The 11,987-nt window shown below is 63.6% G+C and carries 10 protein-coding genes, 1 tRNA gene and 1 pseudogene; 7 read left to right on the top strand and 5 right to left on the bottom strand.

Annotation, left to right across the window (positions count from 1 at the left end):
- Positions 1-32 precede the first annotated feature (32 nt).
- On the bottom strand, positions 33-1,004 hold the full coding sequence (locus MXF70_RS12235) for a transcription initiation factor IIB (RefSeq protein WP_248515908.1): 972 nt from the start codon (positions 1,002-1,004) through the stop codon (positions 33-35).
- Positions 1,005-1,372: 368 nt separating this feature from the next.
- On the opposite strand from MXF70_RS12235, the gene gatC reads away from it, so the two are divergent.
- Both gatC and gatA read left to right on the top strand, forming a co-directional pair.
- Positions 1,373-1,651 (top strand): Asp-tRNA(Asn)/Glu-tRNA(Gln) amidotransferase subunit GatC, encoded by a 279-nt coding sequence (gatC, locus tag MXF70_RS12230; RefSeq protein ID WP_248515907.1) that lies wholly within the window; start codon positions 1,373-1,375, stop codon positions 1,649-1,651.
- A gap of 1 nt (position 1,652) precedes the next feature.
- Positions 1,653-2,921, top strand: a complete 1,269-nt coding sequence (gene gatA, locus MXF70_RS12225) for an Asp-tRNA(Asn)/Glu-tRNA(Gln) amidotransferase subunit GatA (RefSeq protein WP_248515906.1) — start codon at positions 1,653-1,655, stop codon at positions 2,919-2,921.
- A 170-nt stretch (positions 2,922-3,091) separates the two neighbouring features.
- On the opposite strand, the gene MXF70_RS12220 is transcribed toward gatA, so the two are convergent.
- Positions 3,092-3,478: a hypothetical protein gene (locus tag MXF70_RS12220; RefSeq protein ID WP_248515905.1), complete on the bottom strand. Its 387-nt coding sequence runs from the start codon at positions 3,476-3,478 to the stop codon at positions 3,092-3,094.
- Between the two features lie 146 nt (positions 3,479-3,624).
- Between MXF70_RS12220 and MXF70_RS12215 the strand changes: the two genes are divergently transcribed.
- Complete coding sequence (locus MXF70_RS12215) at positions 3,625-4,581, top strand: TIGR03557 family F420-dependent LLM class oxidoreductase (protein WP_248515904.1); 957 nt, start codon at positions 3,625-3,627, stop codon at positions 4,579-4,581.
- A gap of 53 nt (positions 4,582-4,634) precedes the next feature.
- Here the strand turns inward: MXF70_RS12215 and MXF70_RS12210 are convergent, their stop codons facing one another.
- Together MXF70_RS12210 and MXF70_RS12205 are read right to left on the bottom strand one after the other, a co-directional pair.
- Positions 4,635-5,807, bottom strand: coding sequence for a tubulin/FtsZ family protein (locus MXF70_RS12210; RefSeq protein WP_248515903.1), 1,173 nt, complete (start codon positions 5,805-5,807; stop codon positions 4,635-4,637).
- A gap of 288 nt (positions 5,808-6,095) precedes the next feature.
- The gene (locus MXF70_RS12205; protein ID WP_248515902.1) at positions 6,096-6,866 is read right to left on the bottom strand and encodes a pirin family protein; all 771 of its coding nucleotides are present in this window, start codon (positions 6,864-6,866) and stop codon (positions 6,096-6,098) included.
- A 368-nt stretch (positions 6,867-7,234) separates the two neighbouring features.
- Here MXF70_RS12205 and MXF70_RS12200 point away from each other — a divergent pair.
- Positions 7,235-8,304: pseudogene (locus MXF70_RS12200) on the top strand (ABC transporter ATP-binding protein).
- Positions 8,304-9,197, top strand: a complete 894-nt coding sequence (locus tag MXF70_RS12195; RefSeq protein WP_248515901.1) for an ABC transporter permease — start codon at positions 8,304-8,306, stop codon at positions 9,195-9,197. The pseudogene MXF70_RS12200 and the gene MXF70_RS12195 overlap by 1 nt, the downstream one beginning before the upstream one ends.
- A gap of 224 nt (positions 9,198-9,421) precedes the next feature.
- On the opposite strand, the gene MXF70_RS12190 is transcribed toward MXF70_RS12195, so the two are convergent.
- A tRNA-Arg gene (locus tag MXF70_RS12190) sits at positions 9,422-9,496 on the bottom strand.
- Positions 9,497-9,583: 87 nt separating this feature from the next.
- Here MXF70_RS12190 and MXF70_RS12185 point away from each other — a divergent pair.
- On the top strand, positions 9,584-11,002 hold the full coding sequence (locus tag MXF70_RS12185) for an ATP-binding protein (protein WP_248515900.1): 1,419 nt from the start codon (positions 9,584-9,586) through the stop codon (positions 11,000-11,002).
- Between the two features lie 64 nt (positions 11,003-11,066).
- Positions 11,067-11,912: a geranylgeranylglycerol-phosphate geranylgeranyltransferase gene (locus MXF70_RS12180; RefSeq protein WP_248515899.1), complete on the top strand. Its 846-nt coding sequence runs from the start codon at positions 11,067-11,069 to the stop codon at positions 11,910-11,912.
- Positions 11,913-11,987 lie beyond the last annotated feature (75 nt).

Below are 11,987 nucleotides of genomic sequence, written 5' to 3'. Positions count from 1 at the left end.
ATCGACGCGTCGAAAATCGTTTTTTGCGCCGCTTACGCGATCGCGCCCTCGGCTTCGAGGAGCTCGTGGTACCGGTTTCGGATGGTCACTTCCGAGATGTTCGCTACTCGGCTGACCTCGTTCTGTGTGACCTTCTCGTTGGTGAGGAGGGAGGCGGCGTACACTGCCGCGGCAGCGAGGCCGACGGGCGATTTCCCGCTGTGAATCCCCTCGTCCTTCGCCGTCTTGAGGAGCTTTCGAGCACGTCGCTCGACCTCCTCGGAGAGTTCGAGCTCCGAGACGAACCGTGGCACGTACTGCTCGGGATCGGCGGGTTTGATCTCGAGGCCGAGTTCGCGGACGACGTACCGGTACGTTCGTGCGATCTCGTCCTTCTCGACGCGTGATACCGCGGTAATCTCGTCGAGACTGCGCGGAGTGCCTGCCTGTCGTGCGGCGGCGTACAGCGACGCCGTCGACACGCCCTCGATGGATCGACCGGGGAGGAGATCCTCTGCGAGAGCGCGCCGATAGATGACGCTTGCCGTCTCGCGAACGTTCTCGGGGAGCCCGAGCGCGCTCGCCATACGGTCGATCTCGCCGAGTGCCTGCTTGAGGTTCCGCTCCTTGGAGTCACGCGTGCGGAACCGCTCGTTCCAGGTGCGCAGGCGCTGCATCTTTTCGCGCTGGCGCGAGGATAGCTGGCGACCATACGCGTCCTTGTCCTGCCAGCCGATGTTCGTCGAGAGCCCTTCGTCGTGCATCATCTTCGTCGTCGGGGCACCGACGCGGGATTTCTCGTCCTTCTCGCGAGAGTCGAAGGCTCGCCACTCGGGACCGCGATCGATTTCGTCGGTCTCGACGACCAGTCCGCAGTCCTGACAGACGGTCTCGCCGTGTTCCTCGTCGTTCACGAGGTGTCCGCTGCATTCCGGACACTGGACCGTCTCGTCGACCTCCTCCGTCTGCTGCTCGGACTCGGTCTCGGTTCGCTCCCGTTCCCGGGTTCGTCGTCCATCTGACATTGTGTGTGGTGGCCCCCTCGGAAGAACCGCTCCCTTATTTGTTGCGCAGGACGGGACTTAAGGTCTTTGCCCAATTTTCCCCCAATTTCGCCGCCAAGTGGCAGTTCGTGGCGTCTCGCTGCCGTTTCTCTGTCCGCAGGAGGGGATGGTGTAGAGACCGGCTCTCCAGCCGAAAAACAGCATTTGCGATCGCAAATCGAGGGGACTCAGCGCGACCGGTCAAAACTGGACGTTCGGTCAGGATATGGTGTCAGATGGGTCCCCGTAAGAACCCTGGGTCCGCGTTCGGAGCGTCCGCCGATGGTAGAGGCTATCGGGCCGATCCGCTATTCGAAACGCTTACTCCCGGGCCGAAAGTGGATCTCGACATGAGCGAGCAACGCGTCGAGACGGACGACGTCGAACACGTCGCGGGCCTGGCGCGGGTGGACCTCGACGAGGGCGACGCCGAGCGGTTCGTCGATCAGTTTGCCGACATCCTCGAGGCCTTCGACGCGCTGGAGGACGTCCCCGACGTCGACCGGGACGTGGAACTGACCAACGTCATGCGCCCCGACGAGGAGCGCGCGTCGCTCTCACAGGACGACGCTCTCGCGAACGCCCCCGACAGCGAGGACGGCTACTTCAAGGGCCCAAACGTCTCCTGACATGGCCAGAGACGCATTCATCACCGAGGCGGAGATCGCCGGGAACGAGTCGGGACCACTCGCCGACGCGACCGTCGCCGTCAAGGACAACATCTCGACGCAGGGCGTGCCGACGACCTGTGGCTCAGCCATGCTCGAGGAGTACGTACCGCCGTACGACGCGACCGTCGTGGAGCATCTGCTCGATGCCGGCGCGACGATCGTCGGCAAGACGAACATGGACGAGTTCGGCATGGGGACGACGACGGAGACGTCGGCGTTCGGGCCGACGGAGAACCCCGCCGCACCGGGTCACGTTCCGGGGGGCTCTTCGGGTGGCTCTGCCGCGGCCGTCGCCGACGGCGAGGCAGATCTCGCGCTGGGCTCGGACACTGGCGGATCGGTCCGTTGTCCCGCAGCGTTCTGTGGCGTCGTCGGCATCAAACCGACTTACGGCCTCGTCTCGCGTTACGGTCTCGTCTCCTACGCCAACAGCCTCGAACAGATCGGTCCGATAGCACCGACAGTGGAGGAAGCGGCAGAGCTCCTCGACGTCATCGCCGGCCCGGATCCCAACGACGCGACGACCAGAGACGAGGGCGCCGACAGCGAGTACGCCGCCGCAGCCGACGGCGACGTCGACGGCCTCGAGATCGGCATCCCGACCGAGCTACTCGACGGCGCTCACGAGGGCGTCGTCGAGACGTTCTGGGACGCCATGGACGAGCTCGAAGCACAGGGCGCATCGACTCACGACGTCTCGCTGCCGTCCCTCGAGCACGCAGTCGAAGCGTACTACGTGATCGCCATGTCGGAAGCTTCCTCGAACCTCGCGCGCTTCGACGGCGTCCGGTACGGCCAGGGCGGCGGGTTCGACGGCAACTGGAACGAGACCTTCGCCCGGGCGCGACGAGATGGGTTCGGTGACGAGGTCGTCCGTCGGATCCTCCTCGGCACGTACGCGCTCTCGGCTGGCTACCACGAGAAGTACTACGACCAGGCCCAGGCCGCGCGAGCGTGGGTAAAGCAGGACTTCGACGAGGCCCTCGACGATGCCGACGTTCTCGCCTCGCCGACGATGCCGATCCCGCCGTTCGAACTCGGCGAGTCACTCGACGACCCGATGACGATGTATCTCGCGGACGCGAACACGACGCCGGTGAACCTCGCGGACCTCCCAGCGATCTCCGTCCCTGCCGGCGAGACAGACGGGCTGCCCGTCGGCCTGCAGCTCGTCGGCCCAGCGTTCGGCGAGGAGACGATCGTTCGGGCGGGAAGCGCGCTGGCGTAAGATCCGATACGATCCGCCGCTGACGGCACTTCTGAGACTGAGAACGACGATCAGTGGCAGTAGCGCTGAGGACGCTCAGTGGCAGCAACGCTGAGGGTAGCACCAACGCGGCCGCTAGAACCGACGCTGCCGCTGGCTGGATGAGACACTCTACGTACTGTCCGCGACGGTCACCGCGGTGGGCGCGGCGCTCGCTCGTAGCGGAGAATTCTGTCGGGCTTCTCGAGGCTTGCGTAGGTCTCGTGGAGCGCGCGCTGTCGGTCGTCGGTGAGCCGGCGATCGAGGATCTCGTCGCCGAAGTCCGTCGTTCCGAGGAACCGGTCCGGGAGCTTCGGTGACGGCGCGCCCTCCTCGAACCTGATTTCCTCGATGAGCCCCCGCTCGACGAGTCGGCGTACTCGACGCTTGATCAGCTCGCGACCGTGACCGCCAGCCGCCCAGCAGAGCTCCGGCAGCGTCGGCATCTCGTATGGGTGGCCGACGATCCCCGTCAGGATGGCGACGTCGGCCTCCGTCAGGTAGACCTCCGCTGGATCGTCTGGCTGGTCGATCGGCACACTCGGCGGTTCGCGTGGGATCGAATTAACCGTTCGGGAGGTCTGGGTTCCGAGTTTCACTCCTCCATGACGCTGGCCGGCCTCGGACTTAACCGCGTGACGACCGGAGAAACGAGACGGGAAGCGGGGACTATCACAGTCCCACCATGACCGACATCGGCTACACGTTATCGAGCGAGGAGCACAGTCCCACCGACCTCGTCGAACACGCGGTCAGCGCGGAGTCCGCGGGCTTCGACTTCCTCTCGATCTCGGACCACTACCATCCCTGGATCGGCGACCAGGGCGACTCACCGTTCGCGTGGGCGACTCTCGGCGGCGTCGCGACAGCGACTGACGATATCGACGTCGGCGTCGGCGTGTCGGCGCCGATCATCCGATTCCATCCGGCGATCTACGCACAGGCGAGTGCGACGGTCGCATCGATGTTCGACGGGCGGACCTTCTTCGCCGGCGTCGGTACCGGAGAGAATCTCAACGAGCACGTGCTCGGCGATCGTTGGCCCGAGCACGAGGTCCGCCTGGAGATGCTCGAGGAGGCCGTCGGGGTGATCGACCGACTCTGGTCAGGAGAGACAGTCAGCCATCACGGAGAGCATTACACTGTCGAGAACGCACGGCTCTACACGCTCCCCGAGGAGCGGCCGCCGATCTGCGTCTCCGCCTACGGCGAGCGTGCAGCGAAAGCGGCGGCGACGTTCGGCGACGGATTCTGGTCCGTCGGGCCGCAGGAAGCCGTCGAAACCTGGGAAGACCACGGCGGTGAGGGGCCACGATTCTGCCAGCTACAGGCCTGTGTCGCCGAAACGGAAGCCGAAGCGCTCGACATCGCGTACAACGAGTGGCCGAACTCGGCACTGACGGGCGAACTGAGTGCTCAGTTGCCGACGCCGGCGCACTTCGAGCAGGCCTGTGAGATGGTAGACGAGGACGACGTTCGGGAGAGTTCGATACTGCTCGGCTGGGACGTCGATCAGCACGTCGAGGCGATCCAGACCGCTCTGGATGCCGGCTACGATCACGTGTACGTCCATCAGATTGGCGACGATCAATCGGCACTCATCGAGCGCTATAAGGACGCAGTGCTGCCGTCGTTTTCCTAACGGTCGCTCTGTGGTTCGAGGGACCGGACGATGGCAGGGGGAACCGTCCGCTCTCAGACCGGACTAATTTCGTCGTTATCGTCGGTTATCAGGTCCTCTATCTCCTGTTCGCGGGCCTCGCGTTGTTTCTCGACGTTCGCCTGGGCGTCGAGGGCCTGTGACTGCAGGCGATCGATGCGCTCGACCTCGGTCACGTTCGAGACGATCACTGCCACGGAGAGCACGTCCGCAGAGGGCGTCGGGCTGTCGCCAGCGAGGACCTCGATACTGTCCGTCCGCTCTTCGACCCACCGGCGAGCGCTCTCGAGACCCTTCCGTGAGAACTCCTCTGCCGGTCCGGAGACGACGATCAGTGACCGCTCCGCGGAGTCGACGCTCGCGGGGAGCGTCAGCCGGGACTGGACGGCCTGGCGCACGAGGCCGCTGATCTTCTTCGCCGAGTCCGAGTCCTCCTCGACGCCGTTGCTCCGGAACCTGTTCAGAAACCCTCTGGACTCGTAGGTCGAGCGGTCGATGCCCGTTTCGGCGTAGGCGATAGAGCTGACGCCACCCGTTCCGAGCGTTCTGCGGACGTCGCTGGCGTCCATCGCGTTTTCGGAGATTTCCTCGCCGACGTTGCCCGCAGAGAGCAGCGTCTCGATGCGCTTGGCGATCTCGCGGTTCGTCCGGTCGTAGCCGCCGCCGACGGAGTCGGCGTGGCCTCGCCACGCGTCGTTGTCGAAGACGATCAGGTTCTCCGTCGCCTCGACGAAGGATGGGAAGGCGCGGGCGGCGTTGTAGGTCGCACGCCCACCTTCGTCACTACTGGGAAGCACGCCCAGGCCGTAGACCGGCTCCTCGTAGGTGTCTTGCAGCTTCTCACAGAGCACCGGCGCACCGCCGCTGCCTGTCCCGCCACCTAAGCCTGCGACGACGAGGAAGGCGTCCACGTCGTAGATCGGCACCTCTGCGAGAGCGTTCTCGATCTCGTGGAGGTCCTGGCGCGTGACCGCTGCGCCGAGATCGGGATCCGCACCGACGCCGTGGCCCTTCGCTCTGCCATCCGTCTGTCCGATCAGGATCCGATCTTCCTCTGGAATCCTGTCGAGCTTCGCGAGATCCGTCTGAGCGGTGTTGACCGCGAGCACTGCCCGGCAGAGCTCTCGATCGGAGTCTAGCTGATACTCGAACAGCTCATCGGCGATCTTTCCCCCGGCGTTTCCGAATCCGATGAGCGCGATTTTCATCGTGACCGACCATTTGAACCGTCCCCAATTTGTAATGGAGCGGTTATTGGGGTAGGGAGACGCTCCGTGCTGCCCATTGCCCGGATACGCTGTGGCCAATCGCCAGAACCGATCCGTAGGTTTATCCCCGCCGGGCGACCGTCTCGAAATGCTTCCTCAGGATCATTCAGGAAGCGGCGAGCCGCTTTGCGGCTCGTTTCCACTCCACGTGAGTGAAATCTCCGTCGTCGCGGTCGATATCATACATTGCCCGTCCATACTCTCACCATCCAACTGCGTCGACGCCGATCAGCGACCGATCGTCCCCTGTCGTGTGATCGGCGCGTCGGGATCGATGGTGAATGCGACGAGAGTCGAGTTTTCTGTAGCCGTCACGGGCACGTCGTCCTCGCCGATTACGAGGGCGCTCTCGGTGTAGTCGATCGCAGTCTCGCTCTCGCCGATCGTCACGGCGCCGTCGAACACGTAGAGGTAGGTGTCCCGGTCCGGGTGGGTGGGCAGTGAAATCGTCGTCCCCTCGGCCAGCCGACAGTCGTAGCAATCGACCTCGTTCCGGACCGACAGCGGCGGGTCTCCGTCAACTGATCCAAAGAGGTGACGCCACTCGTTCTGAGCTGCGTCGGGGATGGGCTCGTGCTGGATGTCCGGCTCGAGATCCAGACTGTGCGGACGGACGAAAATCTGGAGCATCCGCAGCGGCGGGTCGTCCTCGTACGTTTCCTCGGCGTGCCAGAACCCGCTTCCGGCGTTCATAACGAGCATGCTCTCCGGGTCCGTGACGAGTTCGTTGCCCAGGCGGTCGTCGTGGCGCATTACTCCGTCAGGCACCCACGAGATGATCTCCTCGTTCCGGTGCTGGTGCATCGAGATGAGCGTTCCCGGATCCATGAACGACTCGACGACGGTCGCGAGCGGACCGTAGCCGTGGTCGTCGTGGTCGGGAACTTGGCTTCCGGGGAAGTTGAAGTGGATCCTGAATTTCCCCTGGTTCTGGGATATCTCCGTCCGTGGCGCGGTGTAGATCCGAGGCTCTGAGGTCGTCTGCTCTGGGTTCTCCATTACCATCTGTACGCTGCCGACGGGGAAAGGCGTTCTGAGCACGTGTCCGTTTGCCGGTGTATTGGCGCACCCGCCGAGTCCGCGCCCGTGATGTTCCAGTAGTGATCGGGCGGGCATCGTTGGCGTCGTGCCGAGCGACCGCTCCAGACGATTCGAGAACTCGCAGAGACGGGACTGCTCGATACTGACGCCGTCGAGGAATGGACGCCCCGCAAAGGTGCGCAGTCGGTAGTGACGTCATTTGCTCGTTTTCCGGTGTTCTGCTACCCCCGCCTTCGAGTATTTGAATACGAATGCTGACCTCCATCGTCATCTCCGAACCCGCTTCGAAGGTTGAAGTGCATCGCTGCACAGTCTACTGTACGAATATGTCCTCGCCAACATCGGACGACGGTCCCCGAGAGTCTCCGGACGATTACGGGGCGAGTGAACAGCGTGCAAGTTCCGCCGCCACAGAGCGGACTGCTATCGACGTCGACGATCTCGAACTCGTGTACGCCGATGGCACTGCCGCGGTCGACGGAGTCACGATGCGTATTCCCGAGGGCGAATTTTTCGGCTTTCTCGGACCGAACGGCGCCGGTAAGACGACCACCATCAAGGTGTTTGCCACGTTGCTCTCCCCGACGAGCGGCGAGGTGGTGGTCAACGGGTTCGACGTTCGATCGGAGCCCCGGAAGATCCGGGAAACGATCGGCTACATGGCCCAGGAGACGAGCATCGATCCGGAGCTCACCGCCGAAGAGAACATTCGATTCGCGTGCGAAGCCTACGGCGTCCCGCGTGGCGAGCGATCCGACCGCGTTGCCGAACTGCTCGACCTCGTCGACCTCGGCGACGTCGCGGACAAACGGGCCGAGGAGTTCTCCGGCGGCATGAAGAAACGACTGGACGCTGCGACCGCGCTCGTACACCGACCGCCGCTCGTCTTTCTCGACGAGCCGACGACTGGGCTCGACCCGAAAGCCCGCAACCGCCTCTGGGAGTATTTTCGGCGGATCAACGACCGCGGCACGACGATCCTTCTCACGACGCAGTATCTCGAAGAGGCCGACCAGCTCTGCGACCGGCTGGCGGTCATTCTGGATGGGACGATCGTCGCCGACGGAACGCCTGCCGAACTGAAACGGCGCGTCGGCGGGGAGGTGCTCGACGTGGAACTGGAGGGTGGTGAGAGCGAGCACGCGGAATGGAAATCGCAGAGGAAATCGACGTGTTCGAGGACGCAGCCATCGCCGAAACCGAGACTGGCATCAGCGTGACGGCAGAGACGGCCCGCCAGCACGGGACGGATCTGCTGGTCGCGTTTCGGGACGCGGGGCTGACCGTGACCGGATTCAACGTTCGAGCCCCGACCCTCGACGACGTCTTCCTGGCGATAACTGGGGACGAACTCGACGCCGATCAGGTGGATGCCCAGGAGGGGGTGCGGAACTGATGAGCAGTCCCGATTCCGAGGGGGTTGCTGGCACTGCGGCGATGCGTGACGATCTCCAACGGTCCGGCAATACGTTCCTCGGGGACTTCTGGGTCAATTTCAAACGGTGGAATCTCAAGGCCGTTCGCAATCCGTTCGTGCTGGTCGTCTCGCTCGTGCAGCCGATCATCTTTCTCGTCCTCTTCACCGAGGTGTTCGGCAACGTCGCCGGGGGCGCTGTCAATCAGGGAATCCCCGGCATAAACTACGAGACCTTTCTCGTCCCGGCGATCGCCATCCAGGTCGCACTCGCTGCGGCAATCACGTCGGGCATCGGCCTGGTCAACGACATCGAGAACGGAATGTTCGAAAAGGTCCTCGTGACGCCGATGAACCGCACGGCCGTCTTCCTGGGCAAGACTGCCGCCGAGGTGTTCCGAATCGCCATCCAGATCGGCATTATCCTCGTGCTCGGCGTCCTCCTTGGCGCGGAGATCGTCAGTGGATTCGCTGGCGCCATCGGCATTATCGCGATCGGCGTCCTCTTCTCGCTCTGGTTCGTGGCGTTTTCGAACGCTCTCGCGATTCTCACGAGGGACCAGGAATCGACGATTATCGGTGCGAACCTGCTGCAGTTTCCACTGCTGTTCCTGTCGAGCGCGTTCCTCCCACTGGACGCACTTCCGGGCTGGATTCAGACGTTCGCCCGTCTAAACCCCGTTACCTACGGCGTCGATGCCGCCCGGTCGCTGATGCTCGATCGGGACGTGATGACGGTCATCGAGGTGTCGTGGTTCGGTGGCACGCTGGACGGCGTCCTCCCAGGCATTGCCGTCCTCCTCGGACTCGATATCGTACTGGGCGGTGTCGCTGTCTATCTGCTCTCTCGTGCATCGAGTTCGGACGTGAAGTGACGAGCCGGTCTCTGAATCGATCCCTCACGTCCATTCCCCGAAGCGGACTTGTAGCTTCGAGCAGTCGCTCGAACATCTCTCGACGGAGTCGCAGAGAAGTGGGCGCTGCAGGATTGTGAACTACGGCAAGACGGTCGCCTCGCTGCGCTCGGCGCTGCGACTTGCCTCGTTCAAATCCTTGGCGCTACACTTCTCGCTCCTCACGTCCGTTCGTCGCAGAGAAGTGGGCGCTGCAGGATTTGAACCCGCGACAGCTTGGTCCGAAGCCAAGCACTCTATCCAGACTGAGCTAAGCGCCCTGTCCAACCGTATCGCTGGACTGCGTTTAAGTCCGACGATTCTGCGCAGCAAATACTGTTAAACGGGTGGGGTGAGTGTATCGTCGCATGGCCGTCCGTCCCGGGACCGTTGGCCTCATTGCTGCGGACGCAAATCGCGCTAAGACGCTCGAATCTGTGCTGGCCGCGGAGGGGCATACCGTTCGGTGTGCGACCAATCTCGAGGATACTCGGAAGCTCGTCACCGAGCACGTCATCGATTGCGTCGCGCTCTGTGGCGGGCCGGAGCTCGACACGATCGACGTTCTCGAGGCGGTGACCGATCTCGACAGTCTCCTGCCGATCGTCTGCTGCCCGAACGACGGATCCGAAGCGCTGGCCGCGACGGTACTGGAGTTTGACGTGGAAGCGTACGTCCCCCGGTCGGCGGGCCAGGAGGCGGTCGTGGACGCCATTGGGACTGCTTGCCAGGCGGGTTCCGAGCCACTCCGGGATGCCGAGGGAATGCTTCGGTCCTTGACCGGGATGGTCCCGATTTCGCTGTCGATCTACTTCAAGGATCGTGAGGGCCGCCACGTTCACGTCTCCGACCATTTCCCGGGCTTGATCGGTACGCCGTATATGGAGACGCCGGATGGCAAGATTCTCCACACGCCGGAGGACGTCATCGGAATGACTGATTTCGACATCTACGGCTCGGAACTGGCGCTCCAGACGATCGAAGACGAACAGGAGATCATGGAGACCGGCGAGCCGGTAATCAACCAGATCGAACCCGCGGAGGTCGCAGACGACGAGCAGGACTACTACGTCTCGACCACGAAAGCACCCTGGTACGATTCGACGGGCCGACTCCGGGGGATCGTCGGCGTTACCATCGACGTAACCGAGCGCGAGCGCAATCGCCGTGCGCTCTCCCGACAGAACGACCGGCTGGAACGGTTCGCGAGCGTTCTGAGCCACGACCTCCGGAACCCTCTGGGGATCGCGAAAGGTCGGGTACGGGAACTCGACGGTGACTCGGGTGCGAAAGACGACGTCACCTGGGCGCTCGAACGGATGGACGAGTTAATCACGGAGGTCCTCGAGCTCGCACGCCAGGGTGCCGTGGTCGACGATCCCAAGCCAGTGTCATTGTCCGATCCAGTGTTCGCTGCCTGGGAAACCGTCGGCGGGGGAGGGTCACTCGAGTGTGAGGCGCTTCCCACCGTCTCCGGTGACGAGAAGCGACTCCGCGCCCTCTTCGAGAATCTCTTTCACAATGCGCTCCAACACGGGGGCGAAGACGTCACTGTCAGCGTGACACACCAGGACGACACGCTCGTGATCGAGGACGACGGGCCGGGTGTCCCCGACGATCAGCGCGACGAGATATTCGATCACGGGTTCACGACGAACGAGGACGGCACGGGGTTCGGGCTGTCGATCGTCCGAGAGATCGTCGAGGCACATGGCTGGCAGATTCGCGTCGAACCATCAGATTGCGGTGCACGATTCGTGATCGAGGACGCAATAGACCCCTCCTGACGCTCCTCCATCCGCTCTTGGCTGATTCGGGTCTTTTATCTCTCGGCCATCGCAGTGACCGAGCATGGACGCGGCCGCGACGCTCAAGGGGTATTTCGATCTGACGAGGGCCGGGAACGCCGTCGCATCTGGCGTCCTCACGTTCGTCGGCGCGTACGTCACCGGCGGTGCGTTCGACGCGCCCCTGGCAGCCGGTGCTGCGGTCGTTGCGACGATGTTCGGCGTCGCCGCTGGGAACGCGATCAACGACTACTTCGATCGAGACATCGACGAGATCAACGCTCCCGACCGCCCGCTCCCCCGCGGTGCAGTCTCTCCCCGCGGGGCCCTGCTGTTCAGTGCACTCCTCTTTGCCGGGGCCGTGGGACTCGCACTTACCTTGCCACCGCTTGCCATCGGGATCGCCGTAGTGAACCTCGCTGCCCTCGTCGCGTACACGAAACTGTTCAAGGGGCTCCCCGGAGCTGGCAACGCCGTTGTCGCGTATCTCGGAGGGAGTACGTTCCTCTTCGGTGCTGCGGCGGTGTCGACGCCTGGCCCAGCAGCACTGGTTCTGTTCTCACTCGCCGCGCTCTCGACGCTCTCCCGCGAGATCGTCAAAGACGTCGAAGACGTCGAGGGCGACCGGTCGGAGGGGCTTCGGACGCTCCCGATCGCCATCGGTGAGCGCCGATCGCTCCACCTTGCGAATGGACTGTTGCTGGTCGCGGTCTTCGTCAGTCCTGCGCCGTATCTCCTGGGAACGTTTGGTGTGACCTACCTGCTCGTCGTGGTGCCCGCACTCGCGTTGCTGCTGTTCGCGGGCTATCGGAGTTATGCGGATCCGACTGGCGGCCAGTCGATCCTCAAGTACGGTATGTTCGTCGCGACGATCGCGTTCGTGGCCGGCAGAGCGGTCCCAGCCGCCTAAATGTAGGTGATCCTATGGATCTCTGCCGGGAGGTCGAACGGACCAGTCCTGGGCTTGTAGCTGGGATCCTGACGG

Source organism: Salinarchaeum laminariae (genome assembly GCF_023204835.1).
Lineage (GTDB): Archaea > Halobacteriota > Halobacteria > Halobacteriales > Salinarchaeaceae > Salinarchaeum > Salinarchaeum laminariae.
This window is presented reverse-complemented; position numbering and strand designations above follow the sequence as displayed.